This window comes from Pseudarthrobacter chlorophenolicus (assembly GCF_000962805.1).
GTDB lineage: Bacteria > Actinomycetota > Actinomycetes > Actinomycetales > Micrococcaceae > Arthrobacter > Arthrobacter chlorophenolicus_A.
Genome location: NZ_JZTW01000006.1, coordinates 108,046 through 126,591 on the forward strand (window position 1 = coordinate 108,046; position 18,546 = coordinate 126,591).

General features: G+C 65.4%; 16 protein-coding genes. 3 read left to right on the forward strand and 13 right to left on the reverse strand.

The genetic code is table 11. The features are described 5' to 3' along the window. Window positions 1–354 precede the first annotated feature (354 nt). On the forward strand, window positions 355–3,045 hold the full coding sequence (locus UC32_RS08260) for a helix-turn-helix transcriptional regulator (RefSeq protein WP_045730749.1): 2,691 nt from the start codon (window positions 355–357) through the stop codon (window positions 3,043–3,045). 102 nt (window positions 3,046–3,147) lie between these two features. Here the strand turns inward: UC32_RS08260 and UC32_RS20710 are convergent, their stop codons facing one another. Next, the gene (locus UC32_RS20710) at window positions 3,148–3,285 is read right to left on the reverse strand and encodes a hypothetical protein (protein ID WP_161797261.1); all 138 of its coding nucleotides are present in this window, start codon (window positions 3,283–3,285) and stop codon (window positions 3,148–3,150) included. A gap of 181 nt (window positions 3,286–3,466) precedes the next feature. Between UC32_RS20710 and UC32_RS08265 the strand changes: the two genes are divergently transcribed. Continuing rightward, window positions 3,467–4,444 carry a LysR family transcriptional regulator gene (locus UC32_RS08265; protein ID WP_082071996.1) on the forward strand — a complete coding sequence of 326 codons (978 nt, stop codon included), beginning with the start codon at window positions 3,467–3,469 and terminating at the stop codon, window positions 4,442–4,444. A 39-nt stretch (window positions 4,445–4,483) separates the two neighbouring features. Here the strand turns inward: UC32_RS08265 and UC32_RS08270 are convergent, their stop codons facing one another. The 6 genes from UC32_RS08270 to UC32_RS08295 all read right to left on the reverse strand — a co-directional run bounded on the left by UC32_RS08270 (window position 4,484) and on the right by UC32_RS08295 (window position 10,773). Next, on the reverse strand, window positions 4,484–5,479 hold the full coding sequence (locus UC32_RS08270) for a fumarylacetoacetate hydrolase family protein (protein WP_045730751.1): 996 nt from the start codon (window positions 5,477–5,479) through the stop codon (window positions 4,484–4,486). A gap of 11 nt (window positions 5,480–5,490) precedes the next feature. Next, a complete protein-coding gene (locus tag UC32_RS08275) occupies window positions 5,491–6,567 on the reverse strand; it encodes an amidohydrolase family protein (protein WP_045730752.1) in 1,077 nt (358 codons plus the stop codon). Continuing rightward, window positions 6,564–7,688 (reverse strand): FAD-dependent oxidoreductase, encoded by a 1,125-nt coding sequence (locus UC32_RS08280; RefSeq protein ID WP_045730753.1) that lies wholly within the window; start codon window positions 7,686–7,688, stop codon window positions 6,564–6,566. Before UC32_RS08280 ends, UC32_RS08275 begins: the two co-directional genes overlap by 4 nt. Window positions 7,689–7,753: 65 nt before the next feature. Beyond that, a complete protein-coding gene (locus tag UC32_RS08285; RefSeq protein ID WP_045730754.1) occupies window positions 7,754–8,791 on the reverse strand; it encodes a cyclase family protein in 1,038 nt (345 codons plus the stop codon). Beyond that, window positions 8,788–9,747 carry a fumarylacetoacetate hydrolase family protein gene (locus UC32_RS08290; RefSeq protein ID WP_045730755.1) on the reverse strand — a complete coding sequence of 320 codons (960 nt, stop codon included), beginning with the start codon at window positions 9,745–9,747 and terminating at the stop codon, window positions 8,788–8,790. Before UC32_RS08290 ends, UC32_RS08285 begins: the two co-directional genes overlap by 4 nt. 6 nt (window positions 9,748–9,753) lie before the next feature. After that, the gene (locus UC32_RS08295; protein ID WP_045730756.1) at window positions 9,754–10,773 is read right to left on the reverse strand and encodes a VOC family protein; all 1,020 of its coding nucleotides are present in this window, start codon (window positions 10,771–10,773) and stop codon (window positions 9,754–9,756) included. Window positions 10,774–11,106: 333 nt separating this feature from the next. Here UC32_RS08295 and UC32_RS08300 point away from each other — a divergent pair, with 333 nt between their 5' ends. Continuing rightward, on the forward strand, window positions 11,107–11,373 hold the full coding sequence (locus UC32_RS08300; RefSeq protein ID WP_045730757.1) for a hypothetical protein: 267 nt from the start codon (window positions 11,107–11,109) through the stop codon (window positions 11,371–11,373). Between the two features lie 53 nt (window positions 11,374–11,426). Here UC32_RS08300 and UC32_RS08305 read toward each other — a convergent pair whose 3' ends face one another. The 6 genes from UC32_RS08305 to UC32_RS20045 all read right to left on the reverse strand — a co-directional run bounded on the left by UC32_RS08305 (window position 11,427) and on the right by UC32_RS20045 (window position 18,451). Beyond that, window positions 11,427–11,729, reverse strand: a complete 303-nt coding sequence (locus tag UC32_RS08305) for a hypothetical protein (RefSeq protein WP_045730758.1) — start codon at window positions 11,727–11,729, stop codon at window positions 11,427–11,429. 143 nt (window positions 11,730–11,872) lie between these two features. Continuing rightward, window positions 11,873–12,538 carry a TetR/AcrR family transcriptional regulator gene (locus UC32_RS08310; RefSeq protein WP_045730759.1) on the reverse strand — a complete coding sequence of 222 codons (666 nt, stop codon included), beginning with the start codon at window positions 12,536–12,538 and terminating at the stop codon, window positions 11,873–11,875. After that, entirely contained in the window at window positions 12,535–14,985 is a 2,451-nt protein-coding gene (locus tag UC32_RS08315; protein WP_045730760.1) for a beta-glucosidase, read from the reverse strand. The genes UC32_RS08310 and UC32_RS08315 overlap by 4 nt, the downstream gene beginning before the upstream one ends. Then, window positions 14,982–16,118, reverse strand: coding sequence for an LLM class flavin-dependent oxidoreductase (locus UC32_RS08320; RefSeq protein WP_045730761.1), 1,137 nt, complete (start codon window positions 16,116–16,118; stop codon window positions 14,982–14,984). The genes UC32_RS08315 and UC32_RS08320 overlap by 4 nt, the downstream gene beginning before the upstream one ends. A gap of 25 nt (window positions 16,119–16,143) precedes the next feature. After that, window positions 16,144–17,157 (reverse strand): LysR family transcriptional regulator, encoded by a 1,014-nt coding sequence (locus UC32_RS08325; RefSeq protein ID WP_015938688.1) that lies wholly within the window; start codon window positions 17,155–17,157, stop codon window positions 16,144–16,146. A gap of 79 nt (window positions 17,158–17,236) precedes the next feature. After that, window positions 17,237–18,451, reverse strand: coding sequence for a flavin reductase family protein (locus tag UC32_RS20045; protein ID WP_052690544.1), 1,215 nt, complete (start codon window positions 18,449–18,451; stop codon window positions 17,237–17,239). Window positions 18,452–18,546 lie beyond the last annotated feature (95 nt).

An 18,546-nucleotide genomic window follows, 5' to 3' on the forward strand; every position in this document is an offset into this window, starting at 1 on the left:
TGGACTCCGAGACCATGACGACCCTCCGCGGGCGCGCAAAAATAACGTGCAGCGGCAACGCTGCACGTCGTTGTTCTATCGCCCGGGATGGTGGATCGCGGTGGGGGCAGCTACATCAATCGGCGGCTCGTCAACTCCCCAGCCGCAGGCGCCGGAACCTGCCCCACGCCACCCAACCTTACACAGGCGCGGTCCAGCTCCCGAATCGGGGATACCCGGTCCGGGGCCCGAAAATCCAAGTAGTACACACTCAATCCCTGCCTGAAATGGCCCGATACCGTGTGAGCATCTCGACAACGGTCCTACCGCGGCCACCAGGAAATGCGCCCGGTGGCCCTCACCTAAGACAGGACCATGGACAACGCGGCAGGCAACCACCCTTCTCAGGGAATCATCCGGGCAGCGGAGCTGCATGACATTGTTGTCGCCCTGTCAGGGCCGGAACCGGCAGGCGTGCTGATCTCCGGCGCCGGCGGTTCTGGAATGACAACCCTGCTGGACGCCGCGGCCTCCGTGCTGGAGGGCACTTTCTCTGTAGTTGCGCGCACCGCGGCCAGTTCCTTCGCCGATGTTCCGTTCAGCATCGCCATGGCCCTGATTCCGGACCTGCCCGCGAAATCGAATGCCTCGCCCAGGTTCCTGGTGCAGGCCTCGCGCCAGGCGTTGCGCAGCGCCGGGCCCCCGGGGGTGCCCGTGCTGCTGGCCCTGGACAACATAGATTTCCTGGACGACCTTTCGCTTTGGCTCCTGAACAGGGTGGTGTCCGAACCGGACATCCGGCTCTTGGCAACCCACCGTTCCGACCGGCCGCTGCGCATGGAGCTGATGGAGTCGGTGGTGGCGCGGCAACTGTCCGTGGTCAACCTTTCAGAGCTTGGTCCGGAACGGATGCGGGATTTCCTGGCGTCCCGCCTCCAGGGCCGGCCTTCCGAGGGCTTGGTCCGGAATATCCAGGCGGCCTCCGCAGGCAACATGCTGGCCGCGAGGCTCCTCCTGGATGCGGCGGTGGCCGGCGGCGGTGTTGCATGCTCCGGCGGTGAATGGTCGATGACCCGCGACACGCGCGGGGGCACCCAGATCCAGGAGCTCGTGACGCGCCGGCTGGCCACGTATCCGCACCAGCAGCGGCAGCTGATCGATTTCCTTGCCGTCGGCGAGCCGCTATCCGTCGGCGTCGCCGAGGCGCTGGCAGGGAGCGTAGCCCTGGCGGAACTGCGGTCCGCTGGCGCGGTCCGAATTCAGGACGCCGGGCTGCCGGATCCCGCTGCCGCCACCGCAACCCTCAACCATGTCCTCGAAGCCGGTGCCGCCCTGCAGCAGTTGGCGCCGGACCGGCAGCGTGAACTGCGGCTAGCCCTCAGGGGCCAGATGCCGCATGGTGATGCCGGTTCGCTGTGGGACCTGTTCCGCCGCGTCGCCTTGGAGCAGGTAAGCGGCCTGCCCACGCCGGACGCCGACCTGCTGGCCGTCGCCATTGCCGCCAACGACCTGCATGACAGCCACCGGGCCCGGCACACCGCCGCAGGGGTGACGGCGCCGGAACTCAGGCTCCCGGCCGGCGTCGAACATGCAAGGGCGCTGTACCTCACGGGGGACATCTACGGCAGCGTCCAGTTGCTCAGGCGGTTGCTGGCAGCCTCGGACGGGGCGGACAACAGGGAATTCCTGCGGGCGGTCTGGCTGCTGGTACGGGCGCTGCATCCCACGTCCCCGGACCCCAACGTCCTGCATGCCCTTGTTGACGATGCACGACGGCGGGTGGAAGCCGCCGTCGACGCGGAACCTTTTGGCGGGCAGGAGGCGCGGGACGAACTGGACGTCCTGCAGTTGTACCTTGATGCCCAGTCCGGCACCTGGCCCCGTGCCGGGGATGCCCTGTACCAACGGCTCAACCGGCAGCACACTATCGGAGCCGGGCTGGGTGGCGATCACCGGGCCGGCGGGGCTGGCGGGGAAACGGGTGGCCCGCCGCCGCTGCCCACAACCGAGGCGGGTGTGCTGCTCATGGCGCTGGTCTCCCAAGGGCTGGCTGTCGGCGGCCGGTTTGCCGAGGCAGTGGAACTGTCCACCGCCGCCCTGGAAGCCTTGGAATGCCTGCCCAGGTGCACTGTGGACTTCCACGCGGTGGTGCTGATCATCCACGGCTCCAACCTTATTTGGCGTGGTCAATGGGGTGGCAAGGAAATGGTGTGCTCGGGGGCGCCGCGCCAGACCGTTGGCCGGCTCAGCTATTTTGAGGGGCCGGCGCACCTGTACCGGGCCTTCGTCCTGGCCCGGCAGGGCAGCCTCGACCTGGCATGTGAGCATTTCCGGCAAGCGAAGGTGCGTTTCGATGAAGCAGACCCTGAAGGGCTGCTGCCGGTCACGTTGAGTGGACTTGCCGCGGCCGCGTGGCTGCTGGGAGACGTGGGCCAGGTCCGCCGCGCCCTGGCAGCCTACGACGCGAGACGGCAGTCCGGTGGCTACCTGGCTGCCCGGCTGGCGGACAGTTACTCGTCGGCGGCACGTTCGGTGGTGAGCGGAGCAGGCTCGTCCAACCGCAGGCTGCTGCAGTTGGCGGATACCGCCGGTAAACGGGGACACCGCGCCCTGGAGAACCTCAACCTGGGACTCGCGGCGCGGACGGGAGCACGCGGAGTGAGGTCCCAGGAGGTGGGAGTGGCGGACCTCATCTGGAGCGTGCCGCCGGCAATGCTGGGAGAGCCGCAGGACGACGTACCGGCGTCGCTTCCGGAGGTAGCCTTCCCCGGATACGACGATCCTGACCAGGAGGATGCGCTGGGTGCCGGGGATGTGCCGGCGGCAGGGACCACTGCTGCACGCCACCACGCTGCCCTCCCGGACCTCGGCAAGCTATCCAACAGGGAGAGGGAAGTTGCCGGGCTGATTGCTTCCGGGTTGAGCAGCGCGGAGGCGGCGGTCCGCCTGGGGATCTCCGTGAATACAGTCAACGCGCACCTGCAGCGGACCTACGGGAAACTCGGGGTTTCCAGCCGGCAGGAACTTTCCGAGGTGTGGAACCACGGAGAGGATTATCCGGAGTAGCTCGGTTGGCCGGGTTGCACCAGCTTAGGCCCCCACAAAAGGGCCCCGCCGGGGCTGCGGTGCAGCTCTCCGGCCGGGCCCCGGTGGTGCCGGGCGTCCCCGCTACAGCGGCAGGGACGTCATGAGTACCGAAATCGACACGAGGCAAAGGACGCACCAGACGAAGGCCAACTGCCACATCTTGGCCTGGCCCTTCCGGTGGCTTCCATGCCACACCCGCTCCATTTCCTGAGCATCCATGCAGCAATTTTCGGCCCGGCAGTGCGGCTGCGAAAGGGTGGCCGCCACCCTTCTGCGGGTTGGGGGCACTCCATAGGCAAGGCAGGCTACTTACGCATCCGGGCCGCGCGGAAGGTCGTCCTGGAGTTGGCTGCGGAGGCGTTCGGTCTTTGCGGATGCGGGGCGCGGATAACCTGTGGATATGAAAAACCTGGACCTGAACCTGCTGCCCCCTTTGCAGGTCCTGCTGGAGCTCAAGAACATCTCCCGGGCAGCCGAACGGCTCCAGCTCAGCCAGCCGGCCACCAGCGCCGCGATGGCGAGGCTCCGGCGGCATTTCGACGACGAACTCCTCGTCCGCAACGGCCGCACCTATGACCTCACGCCCTTTGCGCAATCCCTGGTCCCGCTGGTGGATGAAGCCCTGTTGCACATCCAGCGGGCAACCCGGGTGCGGTCAGGGTTCGACCCCGGCACCAGCGAGCGGGAGTTCATCATCGCCGCCTCGGACTATGCTGCCGCACTGATTGTTGGCCCCTTGCGGGGGATCCTCCGTGATGAGGCGCCCGAAGTATCAGTGGATTTCATGCCCACCTCCAAGTCCGGGATCCAGGGCCAGCTGGCCGACTACTCCAGGATCGACCTCCTGGTAGGGCCCACCGGGTACCAGATGCAAGGTGCCAGCAGACAGCTTTTCCGGGACAGCTTCGTCGTGGTCGCGGACGCCGCTAGTTCCCTGCTTCAGCAACCCCGGCTCACGCTGGAAGACCTGGTCACGGTGCCGCACGCCGTGGGGTATTTCGGCGAGGGCGTCAGCACACCTGCGGACAAGCTCTTCGAGTCGCTGGGCCTCCAGCGCCGGGTGGCCGCCGTGGTGGCAGGGTTCCTGTCCCTGCCCCTCCTGGTGGAGGGGACGGATCTTGTGGCTCTTGTCCCGCGGATGCTGGCGGCGAGGGCCGCGCGCGGCGCCCCCATCGCAGTCCTGGAACTTGCTGAGGATACTGAGGCGTCCCTGGTGGAGGCCATGTACTGGCATCCGTCACAGACGGAGGACCCGGCAAGCGTTTGGCTGCGGTCCGTGGTTCAGCGTTCATGCGGGCGGCTGCAAGAACTCTTCCCGGTTCAGGCCCACCCGGTGGTGATTGAAGCCGCTGTCGGGCCGCAGCAAGCGCCGTTGTGAGCCTCCATAAGGCCGCATGCGGCTGCCTGCGGAGGTTCGTCAGGTAGCCGGAACCTCTGCGGCGACCCGGTTCCGGGGGCGGGTCCGGGCGGGGACCCGGGTCAGGGCCTCACGCCGGGTGCCCACGGTGTTTTCGATGGTTCCGATGCCTTCGACGCTCATGCGCACCACGTCGCCGGTTTTCAGCGGCGGGGGAGTCTGGGCGCCGTTCCGGCCCCAGAGTTCGGCGAGGCAGCCGCTGCCACACGTGCCGGAGCCGAGCACATCGCCGGGCCGGACCACAGAGTCCTGCGACGCGTAGGCCACCAGTTCGGCGAACGGCCAGCCCATGTTGGAGAGCAGGTCCTGGCCGATCTGTTCGCCGTTCACCTCGACGGACATGGAGATGGGCAGGAACCCTTCGGCATCGTGCCGGTCCTCGAACTCGTCCGCGGTGACGATCCATGGGCCCAGGGTGTTGGCGAAGTCCTTGCCCTTGCACGGTCCCAGGCTGACCTTCATCTCGCGCCGCTGCAGGTCCCGGGCGGACCAGTCGTTGAGGACGGTGTAGCCGAAGATATGCCGGTGCGCCGCCTCCGCGTCCAGGTTCCGGCCGTCGCTGCCGGGAACGCGCCCGACGACGGCTGCCACCTCAGTCTCAAAGTCCAGGTCCACGCACCCGTCCGGGATCCCAATCACCTCGCCCGTGCCGGTCACGGTGTGCGGGTTGGTGAAGTAGAACGTGGGCGCCTCGTACCATTCGGGCACCACGCCGGCAACGCCGTCGATGGACTTCCGGACGCCCTCAACGTGTTCCTCGAAGGCGACGAAGTCGCGGATGGTGGCGGGCACCAGCGGGGCGAGCAGCTGCACGTCCGCCAGTGGGACCACCGGGACCGAACCAATGGTCCGCCGGGCCACGGCCAGCGTCTCCTCGAGGCCGGCGTCCAGCAGGGATTGCACGTCCTGTCCCGCCGGCAGCGCGTGGCAGGCGCCGCCGCTGACAAAGCCGGACTGCGTCCCGCCGTCGTGGTTCCATCTGGCGATCTTGACCATGAATCTGTTCCTTAGGCTGGGTGGCTGACGGTACGGGTTGACGCCGGGGTGATGCCGAGGGCGGCGGCGTTCCCGGCGAGGACCTTCGTTTCGGCTGCGGAGGGAAGCTGTGCCTGGTTTACCTCCGTCACTGGCTGGTCTGAGCCCATGTCGAACGGGTAGTCGGAGCCGAGCAGCACCTGACCCGGGCCAGCGGCGGCTACGAGCGCCCGCAGCTCGGCCGCGCTGTGCACCAGCGAGTCGAAGTAGAGCTTCTTCAGGTAGGACGACGGCGGCTCGGCGCACCCGTGTGCCTCGGGCCGGACCCGCCAGGCGTGGTCGGAGCGGCCCAGGGTGGTGGGCAGGTAGCCGCCGCCGTGGGCAGCCAGGACCTTGAGTCCAGGGTGGCGGTCCAGGACGCCGCTGAAGACCAGGTGGGACAGGGCCACGGCGTTTTCGGCGGGCTGGGAGACGGTGTTGGCCAGGTAGAACCGGTCCAGCCGCTCATCGAGGGAGCAGCCGAACGGGTGCAGGAACACCAGTGCGCCCAGCTCCGCGGCGCGGGACCAGAACGGTTCGAGGCGCGGGTCGCTCAGCTCAACGGTGGTGCGGTCCGCGGCGGGTGTGGCGGCGAAAGAACCGATTTCGACGCCAAGCAGCCCGCACTCCAGTACCGCGTGTTCCAGGGAATCCACCATGAGGTGCGGGTGCTGCAGCGGAACCAGGCCCAGCCCGTTGAGCCGTTCCGGGGCGCGCTCCACGAACTCCCGCACCGCCTGGTTCGCGGCCCGCGCGAGCTGCAGCGAGAGTTCCTCGCCGGCGAAGTAGTAGAAGTGCGATGGCGACGGCGAGACCAGTTGCACGTCCACGCCCTGGGCATCCATATCGGCAAGCCGGCGGTCCAGGTCCGTCAGCTGCGGCCACCGCTCCTTGATCATCTTTCCTGACGCGGCCATGGATTCGGGCCCGTTGCGCCGCACCTCCAGCGCCTGCTGCGCGCCGAAACCCTGGGGATCAGCCTCGGCCACCAGCTGCTGCAGGGCCGGAAGCAGGATGTGCGCGTGGACGTCGATGACAGGTGCCGGCGCGTCCGGGGAAAGGTTGCTCATGCGGTTTCCTTCAACATGGTGGAAAGTGAGTTCATCAGGCCGGGAACATCGGCGTCGCGGACGCCGTCGAGCATCCACTGGCCCAGCTGGACCGAGGCGTTGACCACAGCCGTGGCCCGGTCCAGGCGGCGGTCGGTGAACTCCTTGAACAGGGTTTCGGTGACGTGGTCGGCGTTGATCAGCAGTTCGGCCAGGACGACGGCGTCCTCCAGAGCCATGGCAGCGCCCTGGGCCACTGTGGGCGGGCAGCTGTGCGCGGCGTCGCCGATGATGACGGTGCGGCCGCGGTTCCACGGACCGTCGACGAGGTGGGTGGTGAACCACGTGTAGTTGATGCGGGCGCTGTGGTCCAGGTTGTCGCGGATCTCATTCCACGGTCCGCCGTAGGCCGCGGCGAGTTCGGCCATGATGCGGGGGCCGTCCTCATGTTTGCGCTCCTGCGCCTTTTCCACCAGGTAGGCGTAGATGGTGTCCGGGCCCGTGGGGCAGTAGCCGGCGATGAAGCAGGGGCCGCCATAGGTGAGGTCGGTGCGGACCACTTCTACGGGCCGCTCCACGAAAGCGCGCCAGATGCCCATGCCGGTGGGCCTGGGTTCGACGTCGATGCCGATCGCCTTGCGGACGGCGGAGTGCAGCCCGTCAGCGCCGATCAGGAGGTCGTAGCTGGCGGCCGTGCCATCGGCCGTGCTTACGGTGACGGACCCGCCGTCGTCCGTTATCTCCGTGACGCTCTTGCCGTAGCTGATGCGTGCGCCCGCCTGCTCGGCGCGCTCGCGGAGGATGGCGGTGAGGTCTGGCCGGTACATGCCCATGGTGGCCGGGAGGTCTTCGCCGCCGGTACGGATATCCTCCAGGACTGCCAGGACGGTGCCGTTGGGGTCCGGGGCGCGCAGGCCCAAGGTGCTGAACCCATAGCCTTTGGCCTCCACCTGGTCCCAGACGCCGAGCTGCCGGAGGACCCGGAGGGCGTTTCCCTGCAGGGTGATTCCGGACCCGAGGGGCTGCGGGCTGTGTGCCTTTTCCAGGATCTCCACCCGGATCCCTGCATCGGCCAGGAGGATGGCAGCGGCCAGCCCGGCGGCGCCCGCCCCAACGATTCCGACGTTCTCGACTGCTGCCATCGCTGACTCCTTTGTTCTGACGGCGTTACTGGTGATTGTTCTGAGTGGAGCTGACCACGTGCGGCTTACCGCAGGGCGATCGGGTTGACGGGTGAGCCGACGGCGCCAGTGATGGGCAGCGGGGCTGCGGTCAGCAGGAAGTCGTACCTGCCGTCCGCCGCGCATGCCTCGGCCAGCGCGTCCGGGTCCCACATTTCGCCGAGGAACAGTCCCAGGTTGGGGATGGCGATCTGGTGGAGGGGCTGGAACGCGGCGTCGAACTCGTTGGGGCGGACCTCGAAGCCCCAGGTGTCGGTGGCGATCCCGGCGATTTCACTGCGGTGCAGCCAGGGGGCGGTGCTGAAGGACAGCCCGGGGGCGGACCCGCCGGCATAGTCGCCCCAGCCGTCACGCCGGACGCGGGTGTACTGTCCGGTGCGGATCACCACGATGTCACCGCGGCGCACCTCGGAGCTGGGGCCTTGCAGTTCGATGGTCCGCTGGAGGTGTTCGGGGGTGATGGCGAAGCCGTCCGGCAGCTCGCCGTCGTTCCGTCCCAGCTCCGGGCCCAGGGCGCGGCCGACGTCGAGCAGCACACCGCGGGTGGCGATCTTCGCGGCGGCGGTTTCGATGCCGGTGACCAGGTCACCTTCGGACGTGACGACGTCACCGGCGGCGCGGCCGTTCCAGGCCTTGCCCTGGTCGAAGATGTGGCCCAGGCCGTCCCACTGGGTGGAACACTGAAGCGGCATGGCGATGACGTCGTCAGCGCCGCCGAAGCCGTGGGGGAAACCCTGGTTGCCGCGCTCGGCGTCCACTCCGGTGTCCGTCATGGTGTGCACGGGGTTGGTGCGGCGCCGCCAGCCCTTCTGCGGGCCGTTGGTATCGAACGGCTGGGACAGCGAGAACGCCTCACCGGTGGTGACCAGCGCCGCGGCTTCGACACGTTTGGCGGCGCCAATGAAGTTCAGGGTGCCCAGCACATCATCGTCCCCCCAGCGGCCCCAGTTGTTGTGGGCGGCGGCCATGGCCCGGATGCTGCCCAGCGGATCGTCACGCCGGACCACCGGGGAATCAGGAGCTGATTCCCCGGTGCCGGTGGTGGCTGTGTCCTGAGCGGTCACTGCTTGCTGCTTTCAGTGGTTTCGTCCTTGCAGTGGATGAGCTGGGTGCCCAGGCCGGTGATGGTGCCTTCCATGACGTCACCGTCCTGGAGGAGCCGGCCCCAGTGCTGGCCGTTGCCGGCCGGGCTGCCGGTGAGGACCAGGTCGCCCGGGCGCAGCGGCATGATCTGCGAGGCCTCGCTGACCAGCTTGGCCACGCCGAAGATCATGTCCTGCGTGGACTCGTCCTGCATGGCCTGGCCATTGAGTTTCAGCGTCACCTGGACGTCCTGGGGGTCGCCGAAAAACTTGGCGGGGACCAGCAGCGGGCCGGTGGGCAGGAAGCCGGGGGCGTTCTTGGCGCGGTACCAGTCCGAGCCGATGGCGGGCATGTCCTTGCGGAACACATATTCACGGGTGGTGATGTCGTTGACCATCGTGTAGCCGAACACATGCGCGAGCGCTTCTTCGGGGGTCACCCGGAACGCTGTCTTGCCGATCACTGCCGCCAGTTCCAATTCCCAGTCGTGGGATGTGGAGTAGGACGGCAAGGTGAGGTCATCCGTGGCGGAAGCGACCGCCGTCGGGAGCCCGATGAAGAAGTACGGCGTGCCCTGGCCGGCGCGCTTGTCCATCATGGCCGCCGTCGCGGCACGGACCTCTTCGGCGTCTTCGCCCGGTTCGCGGTGTGCGACAGCGAGGTCGATGACGTGCTTGCGGTAGTTCGCGCCGGTCTGCAGGATCTGGGCCGGCTCCACGGGGGCAAGGATTTCGACGGCGGCACGCGCCAGTCCGGTGTCTGCACCTGCGGAGGCGGCCAGGGAATCCAGTTCCGCTTCGGTGGTGTCCCAGTGCTCGATCAGGGAGTTGATGTCCCCGTCCAGCGGCAGGACCCGGTCATCAACGAGCAGGCCCGTGCGGGCTTTGCTGTCCCCGGGTTCCTGGAACCGGATGAGTGAATAGGTGGTTTCAGCCATGGTGTCTTAGCCCCGGCCCTGCTGCGCGTAGGGGTTCAGCAGCGCTTCCTTCATTTCAGGCGAAGCGCCCTCTTCAGTGGCGGTGAAACCCTCGGCCGGCGGGAAGGACTCGGTCATGGAGTGCGGCATGGCGCCGTTCTTGTAGAAGTTATTGGAGCCCTCGGACGGCTTCCAGGTGTTGGCCTCCCAGTCCGGAACGTAGTTGCGGTAGCCGCCGGAGTTCAGCTCGACGCGCAGGCCGGAGGGGTCACGGAAGTAGAGGAAGTTCTGCTCGCCCACGCCGTGGATGGAGGGGCCGTATTCCATGGGGGTCCCGTTCTCCATCATGACGTCGGCGGTGCGGAGCAGGTCCTCCGTGGCATCCACCCAGAAGGCAATGTGGTTGACGCGGCCGGGGCGGTTGGAGGTGTCCAGGACGACGCCGAGGTCGTGGGACTTTTCGTTGGTGGTCAGGACCGAGAAGACCGTGATGGGGGCTTCGTCCAGGTCCACGAATGCCATGACGCGGAAGCCGAGGGCCTCGTTGTACCACTTGGCAAAGCCGCGGACGTCCTGCGTTGCGACGGTGACGTGGTCCAGGAATCGCGGGGCGGCCGCGTGGCTGCTGCGACGCTCGGGACGGTCCGGATAGGTGGACTCGAAGCCGGGCTCGGCCACGAACTTTTCCACCTCATAGAACAGGCGCATGTGGTGGCCATAGGGGCCGGTGAACTCGTAGGCCTTGCCGTAGCCGTGGCCGCCGGCGGTCCAGGTGCCCTGTACACCAGTGGTTTCAATGCGCTGGGCGGCGGCTTCCAGGGCTGCCTGCGAATTGGTGCGCCAGGCCATCCGGCCGAGGGACGCTTCAGGGCCTTCGGTGATGACCAGGCTGTAACGGTAGTAGTCGCCCCAGCAGCGCAGGTAGACGTTGCCATCCACCCGGTCAATGATGCGCATTCCGAACTTTTCCTCGTAGAACTTGGCCGAGGCTTCGACGTCGGGGGTGGTGATCTCAAGGTGGGCAAGATGGGAGAGGGGAGTTTCCACGCTGAATTCCTTCTGTGTACTGGCTGCTATCGGTTTGCTGCAGGTCCTGTAACCACTCTGGGGCAGCCCCATCATCGGGGGAAGCGCACTTTTTTTATATCGATCATTCATCCCGCAAATACCCGGAGCTGCCGGACGGCTCGGGCGTCCCTTTCCTTTCACCGGCAGTTCAAGGGGATAGGGAAACGAAATGTTGGCTATCGCCGATTACTATTTCCGCGTGCCAACTCAGTTCGGTTAGCTTTGGGGTCGTTTCACCGATCTGGCGGCCGCCCGCGCGCCAGGTTGGTGCCCAGCGGCCCACTCGCCCCCGAACTCCTTGGAACGCCTTACATGCATACGTCAGCGAACATCAAACAGGCAGCAGGGGCAGCGTTAGTCCGGGAAGGGCTCCGCCCCACCGGAATGCTGGAAGTATCAGTGGCCGCACATTCCACGGGCGCCGGCGCGCTGGACGATGCGGTAGCCGTTGTCTCGGTGGCCGCAGCGGAGCATAAAATCGGCATCCTGATCTCCCGCATTGGCGAGGACCGGTACATCGTACGTGCCCACCCAAGCGTTCCTTACGGGCTGGTTCGGCAGGCTATGGCAGACCGGTAAACGTCAGAAGCCCCGATGCAAGGTGCATCGGGGCTTCTGACGTTTACCGGGAGTCATAGCGCCTCCACATGCGCCCTGACGTGGGTGCCGTCTTGGCTGAGCCAGCCTTTGCCGGCGGCGTAGACAAGCATGTTGGCAAAGCGATAGTTCCACCCCATGCCGATCCTCCCGGCGCATTCCCCTTTGATCCAATCCACCGAAACCATGACGTCGTCATGGTCGAGTTTCCCGGCTGACGCGGATGCCAGTAGGCCCGGCAGGTCCTTCCTTGCCTCCTCGGATAAGAGCACCTTGAAGCTGGAGCAATCATCGGGCTCGTCAAGGGCAACTGAACCGGGGCTGACGCGAACGTGCACGTGGAATTCCTATCGCTCAAGGACAATGCGTATTTGATTCCACTATGCCGATGCCGCGGAAGGCCGGGAAGACGAGGTTCCTGATGGCCGGTATTCGCAATAGTTATGCCAGCCGGATCAAAAGCTGCGCCCAGGATGCGCCGTTAGGGGCCAGCACTCTCGCGGTTGGACCCATCCAGCTCGGCCAAGAGGTAGGAAGCCACCATTCCTGAGAGTTTTTCAGCGATGTCGGGCCATTCGACGTCACCACTGCCTTCAGTAGTGCTGCCAAGGCCCAGACGGCGTGCCACCACGCTGTAGGCAACGTTGAAGCTCCAGTCGATATCCGACTGCCCGAGGTAGCCGCCGGGCCAGGCCCGCAGGACGCCGGCGAAGCGCGCCGCCAACATTGCGTGCGAAGCCGCGCCCCGCTTTGAGATCGTCTCGTCCTGGGTGGCCCGCAACATGAAGGGACGAAGGATATCCGCGTACCGGCGGAGGATCTCGATGGTTAGGTTCACCGCTTCCTGGGCATAGCTCTTCAACGGTGCCTGAGGGGCCAGCCGCAAGGCCTCGAAAAGATGGCCTGAAACAGCGTCGATGTCGTCCATCTTGCGGCCGTGGGCAACCCGGATGAGCTCGTCTTTGCCTTGAAAGCGGGCGTATATGGAACCGATGGACACTCCGGCATGCGCGCTGACTTCGGCCAGGGTGAATTCGTCGTTTCCCCGTTCCTCGAGCAGGGCCAGGGCCGCCTCAACCGTTTTTTCAAACGATTGGCGGCTCCTGGCCTGCTTGGGCTCGCGGGACTTAGTGTCCGGAAGTGTCACAAGGGGATCCTACAGAGTTTTCCCCCATCCCCAGCGTTCCGGGATGTCCGGATTTCCCATTCTCCTGACGGGACAACCCAGGCTGAAGCCACGGAATCCCAACGCCTGAAGCAGAGTGGCTCGAGGGCGATGTCCACCTCACGGCTCTCGCCCGCGGCGAGATGGATGCCCTCGAAACCGGCCAACCTGAAGTCCGTTTCATGCGGTGCCCTAAGGTATGCCTGGACAACGTCGCGGCCGCCGGAGTCGCCGGTATTGGTGACCGTTGCCCTCACCGAGACACCATGAGCGCCATCCTCCTGTCGGGCACCGGAGGAACCGGCAGAAGCAACGGCATCGTCCAGCTCAAATGAGGTGTATCCAAGCCCGTATCCAAAGGGGTAGCGCGGTTGCAGTTCCTCGGTTTGGAAGTGCCGGTAACCCATGGGTTCGCTGGCTGCGTAGTCCAGCGTGAGGTTTTCATCCAACCCGGATCCCCAGCCGGGAATATCTTCATCACAGCGGGGGAAGGACACCGGCAGCCTGCCGGCAGGAGCGGTACTGCCGGTCAGCACTCCAGCCAATGCCGGACCGAATTCCTGCCCGGGGAACCACGCCATCAGCACTGCTTTGACCTTGTCCGCCCACGGCAGGAGCACTGCACGGGAGGCGTTGACCACCACAATGGTGTTGGCCGCCACCCCGGCAACGGCGTCAACCAGCCGGTCGCCGGCGGGGTCAAGTGCCGCCGTCGTGCGGTCCGCACTTTCACGGGATGACCCTTGCTGATCGCCGATGACCACCACCACGGCGTCTGCCCGAGCCGCGAGATCAACCGCGGCAGACAATGGATCGGTGACCTGTTCCGGTGTTGCCACTGCCGTGATCGCCTGCACGCGTCCGGGCCGGAACGCCATGTCGATCACCAGTTCCACCGTCCCTGCAGGCAGATCCACGGGAATCTCCTGGGTGTCTGCGCGCGCAACCACTCCCATGACGTCATCGGGCGCGGGCGGAGGAACCACCAACACCTCTTGGCCATCAACCCGGAGTGAACTGACGCCGGTCCCGCCGGCACCCACCATCCAGCGGGCAGCGGCGGGGAGGTTTACACGAGCCGTAATGCGTGCCCGGCCCGGAACGCCCGCGCCCAGGCCCGGGACCGGACCAAACCATACGAAAGCCGAAGACTTACGGATCTCGCGGTACACAACGTCGTCAGTGTCACCGGCCGGCAAGACTTCCAGAAGAACGCCCGGCGTTCCGTCCGGCGCCGTACTTCCGAGTTCCGTCAGGGACAAAGCAGACGCCGGGGCGGCCCCGGGCTCGTAAAGAACCTCGACGCCGGGACCTGCTGCCTCGCGGATGGCGTCCAGGGGCGTGACCACCTGGCCTTCGGGACGCACTGTGGCGAAGGTTCCGCCTTGGAAGCACGGCTTGTCCGCATTGGGTCCCACCACTGCCAGCGTCTTCACCCGGGACACGTCCAACGGCAGGATGGCGTCCTTGTTTTCGAGCAACACGAACGACTGGCCGGCGGCCTCGCGGAGCACCTTTAGCTGATCCTCCTGGCTGCGCAGGTGCGCGGGTGCAGGTACGGAAGCGCCAGTGCGGCGACCCGTCCGGTCCGCGAGCCGGGTGACGCGTTCCACAGCGTCGCCCAAACGCTCCGGTGCCACCGTGCCTGAAGCCACGGCGTCGGCAAAGCGGGCGCCAAGGTAGGTGGCTGGCCCGGGCATTTCCAGATCCAGGCCGGCGTTGGCCGCCGCCACTGTGTCATCCACCCCATACCAGTCGGAAACCACCACGCCGTCGTAATGCCACTCATCTTTGAGGACGCTGATGAGGCCCGCGTTCTGGGAACAGTGGGTGCCGTTGACCCGGTTGTAGGCCATCATCAACATCCAAGGGTTGGCAGCGCGCACCGTAACCTCAAACGGCAACAGGTATGTCTCCCTCAAGGTTGCTTGTTCCACGCTCGAGTTCATCCGGCGTCGTTCTGTTTCAGTGTCGTTGGCTACTACGTGTTTGGTGCAGGAGCCAACGCCTTGCGATTGGAGACCCTCCACCCAGGCTGCACCCAACGTGCCGGTCAGGTAGGGGTCTTCCGAGAACATCTCGAAGCCCCGGCCCGTCAGTGGTGAACGGGGCATGTTGAGGTTGGGGCCGAGGATTGCTGAGACGCCACGCTCGACGCCCTGCTGGCCAATGACCTGGCCTATTTTCCGAACCAGTTCCGGATTCCATGTGGCGCCCAAGGCTGTTCCTGAAGGCATGATCAGGGAGGTGTCGCGTTCATCCATGGCCTTGCTGACGATTCCCAAGGGGCCGTCAAGCAGGACCATTTCGTCAACCCCGGCTGCTGCGCTCGCACTGGTGCTCCAGCCGTTCAAACCGCCGGTGAGTTCTGCTCCAGCGATCTCCGTCCCGGCGGGTGCGGGATCAGCGTGTTCGCTGGTGGTTGTCACAGAGCTGCCACCTTTTCTGCGTCCGCGGCGGCTTCGTTGGACAGCAGCAGGGGCTGAACGCGCTCTGCGAAGAGCCGCATGGTCTGGGCAGTGAAGCGGCGTCGTTCGTCCGTGAGGGGCCCGCCCATCGCAGCCATGAGCACATTTCCGATACCCAGGTCAGCATATTTCTGCAGTTCGGCGGCTACTGTTTCCGGGCTGCCGTAGAGGCACCAGGTTCCCTTGTAGCCTTCGGTCCGGGCATCAGGAGTGGGGCGCAAGTCAACACCGCTGATGGCTTCGGCCGCCTTGTTGGCAGCGTGCTCGCGTTCAACGGTCTCTTGGTACTGCTCAAGGATGATGTCCATCTCGGCTGCAGCTTGCTCATCGGTTTCCGCGATGTGCACGTGCTGGTAGGAGTGGGTGGTCCATTCCAGGGCGGCGCGGACGGCCTCTTCCGAGTGGCCCGCAGCTTCAAGGGCGCTGCGGTAGATGCCGAAGTTCTTCTTTACTTCCTCATACGCATTTCCGCTGTCGATGATGGGCGGGGTGAAGGCAAGGATGAAGGCCGGCTGGGCCTTCTTGGCAGCCCGCTCAACGCTGGAAGGCCGCGCTGCCACGGACATAACGCGGGGTTCCGGCTTGGTGTACGGCGCGGGAACGATGCGGGACACCACTGCGCCGCGGTAGTGGCCGTTGTCAAAGCTGACCGGCTCATCACCGGGCTGCTTGGCCCAGAGACGCTCCGCGATCTCCAGATTCTCATTGGCCAACCGTGAGCTGTCTTGGTAGTTCACGCCGAAACCGATCATTTCCTCCGGTGTGGTTCCGCTGCCGACACCCACCAGAAGCTTGCCGTCCGTCAGTTGGTCCAGCAGGGCGAGCCGCTCGGCAAACCGGACAGGGTGGTGCAGGGCCAGGGTCTGGACGGAAAAGCCGAAGTGCATGCGCTCCAGTTTGCCGGCGAGGTACGCGGCGAAAACGAAGGGATCGCTTGCGGGCGGGGCGTAGCCGGTGAAGTGGTGGTCGGGAAGGAAGACGGCGTCAAAACCCTTTTGCTCGGCGTCGGCGGCGTGCTCCACCATTGCCTGCATTACGGCACGGTCTTCTTCGGGGCCGCGGGAACGGGAAGTGAGGAACAGGGAAAAATGCATGGGAACTCCTGAAGTGTTGAGGGTGTCAGGCAGGAAGGCATTGGGCCGTCAGTGGCTCAGGGCGTTCTGCTTCGGATGGTTCTGAAATATGGATAGACCCTGGGCCGGCAGGCTCACTTCCAAGCTCTGCTGCCGCATCCAGCTCTGCTGCTGCGCGGGCAACAAGCCGACGGAACCACTGATGCCCCGGGTCCGGGGACTTGGAGGGATGCCACCAAGCGCACTCCACCAAGGTGGGGAGGCTGATGGGAAGCTGCATGATTTTGACACCGGCTACGGATGCGAGCATCTGGGCCAGCCGTTCCTGCACAAGGGCGAGCCGTGACGTCCCTGCTACTGCGAAAGGCAGCATGAGGAAGCTGTCAACAATGATGTCCGTCCTTTCCCCAAGCTGAAGGTCGTAGACCCGGCGGTCAGCCAGCGTCGAATTAACTTCCGTGCCGAACAACCTGGCCCAGCGTGCGTCGCGCATTTGCTCGACCGTCAGGTTTTTTTCCGGTGAAGTGTCTCCTGTGACGCACACCCAGTTGTCCGTGAACAGCTCCGTGTGGGGGAATCCGGAAAAGTGCCCTTTGGGTATGAGCATGAGATCCGCCGTCTGGAGCGTCTCCTTGATGCGTTCCACGGCCTCGGGTGTGACGGCATCGAAGTGCACCTGCACACCCGGCGCCTCCTTCTGGAGCATGTTCATCAACGTTCCGGAAAGAGCTGTCAGGCAATAGTCGGACGTGACGATCCGGAAGCTGCGGGTTGAGACTGCAGGGTCGAATACAGCCTGCGCATCGAAGGTACGTTCAACCATCCTGAGGATCTGCGAAACGTCCTCCTGGAGGACCTGCGCCAGGGGGGTGAGCTCATATGACGAGCCGATCCGGGTCAGCAACTGATCATCAAATTGCCGGCGCAGCCTTTGCAGGGAAGAGCTCATGGCCGGTTGGCTGATTCCGATCCTCGCCCCCGCCCGGGTGACGTTTCGCTCCATCAGCAAAGCGTCAAGGGCAACCAAAAGGTTGAGATCGGCAGTCAGCAGGTTGACCATGGGATTCTCCTAATCCGAATTAGAATACTGATACTAATTATGAGGCGGGTCACATCCAAGGTCAATAGACGGCTTTGGGCTAGGGAGTCTGGGGCGGGGGATTACCTCCGATCGCATCCGTGATGGACCGTGCTGCCCCGAGCAAGCTGTCTCGGCACTCCTCCAGGCGTGACAAGGATTCATTTCCAGGGAATCCGTTGAGCGTGAGCGTCACAGCCACCTGCCCTTCGGGATCGAAGACCGGGGCATGCAAGGACGTGACCCCTGCAGGATCATCCAGCGCTGCAGGCCCGGAGGAGGCGGCCCTCTCGATGAGGAGGGGCAGAACGCCGCTGAGATCAGGTGCTGCGGTGTCGCTGGGTACGTAGACAATCCGCTCAAACTCGGCCGCAGCGCCAACATCCACGGACACGGCGTATCCCAGGGAGCGGACCTGTTCCAGCTCAGCATGTGCGAGCGTGGCGTCGACTTCACCCACGACGACGCGGGCGTTGTCGATCCAACGCTTTTCCGCGGCTTCTCCCGCCCATGCCACGTAGAGGGGCGCCAGGGGAGCGGCGAGGCCGAAGGAGACCCCCACCCGTGACGGCGAACCTCCGGGAGAGCTGTCCACTCCAGCCGCTGTCAGCACCACCACGGAATCATCAACCACTCCGCTGACCAGGACCTCCAGCTTCAAGGCATCCGCCAGGGCTTCAATGACGGGACGGGCGGCGTCAGCGGCTTTGACGTGCCGGGTCAGCGCCGTTGCGGGAGAGATGATGGAGGGGATGGTGAACGAGCCGTAGCCGCCACGAAGGAACAGCAAGGGAAGTTCCCGGGAGGATCCCACACCCAGGGCTTTGACGCGGCCAATCACGATGTCGTGGTCCCCGGAACGGATCACGTCCTCAATGTCGCAGTCGATCCAGGCCGCGGCACCTTCCAGCCGCGGACTGCCGGACGGGGTATCGCCCCATTGGTTGGCCGTGAAACGGTCTTCGGCTTTGCGGGAGAAGGCGCGGCAAACATCCTGTTGCCCGGCAGTCAGGACATTGGCGCAGAAGGAACCCGTATCGCGGATTTTGGGCCAACTCGTCGAACGGACGTCGGGCATGAAGGCCACCAACGCAGGATCCAGCGATACGGAACTGAAAGTGCCCACCACCATTCCCACTGGTTCGTCGTCATCGGTCGCGGCGGTGATCAGAGTGACACCGGTGGGGTACTGGCCCAGGACATAACGGAACCAGGCTGCATTTTCCGGGCTGGTGTCCTGGGTTTCTGTGGTGGAAGCGCGGATGCTCTGTGTCATCGTGGTGCTCTCCTCTTCGTTGAGATTTCCTCCAGTAAACGCGGGGGAGAGGGGGCTGCGGAAATAGTTCCGGGGTATGCGGAGTATCGCGAATT

Bases quoted from the DNA above. Each gene is read 5' to 3' on its own strand.
- UC32_RS08260 (WP_045730749.1), top strand. From the start codon at position 355: ATGGACAACGCGGCAGGCAACCACCCTTCTCAGGGAATCATCCGGGCA.
- UC32_RS20710 (WP_161797261.1), bottom strand. From the start codon at position 3,285: ATGGATGCTCAGGAAATGGAGCGGGTGTGGCATGGAAGCCACCGGAAG.
- UC32_RS08265 (WP_082071996.1), top strand. From the start codon at position 3,467: ATGAAAAACCTGGACCTGAACCTGCTGCCCCCTTTGCAGGTCCTGCTG.
- UC32_RS08270 (WP_045730751.1), bottom strand. From the start codon at position 5,479: ATGGTCAAGATCGCCAGATGGAACCACGACGGCGGGACGCAGTCCGGC.
- UC32_RS08275 (WP_045730752.1), bottom strand. From the start codon at position 6,567: ATGAGCAACCTTTCCCCGGACGCGCCGGCACCTGTCATCGACGTCCAC.
- UC32_RS08280 (WP_045730753.1), bottom strand. From the start codon at position 7,688: ATGGCAGCAGTCGAGAACGTCGGAATCGTTGGGGCGGGCGCCGCCGGG.
- UC32_RS08290 (WP_045730755.1), bottom strand. From the start codon at position 9,747: ATGGCTGAAACCACCTATTCACTCATCCGGTTCCAGGAACCCGGGGAC.
- UC32_RS08300 (WP_045730757.1), top strand. From the start codon at position 11,107: ATGCATACGTCAGCGAACATCAAACAGGCAGCAGGGGCAGCGTTAGTC.
- UC32_RS08320 (WP_045730761.1), bottom strand. From the start codon at position 16,118: ATGCATTTTTCCCTGTTCCTCACTTCCCGTTCCCGCGGCCCCGAAGAA.
- UC32_RS08325 (WP_015938688.1), bottom strand. From the start codon at position 17,157: ATGGTCAACCTGCTGACTGCCGATCTCAACCTTTTGGTTGCCCTTGAC.
- UC32_RS20045 (WP_052690544.1), bottom strand. From the start codon at position 18,451: ATGACACAGAGCATCCGCGCTTCCACCACAGAAACCCAGGACACCAGC.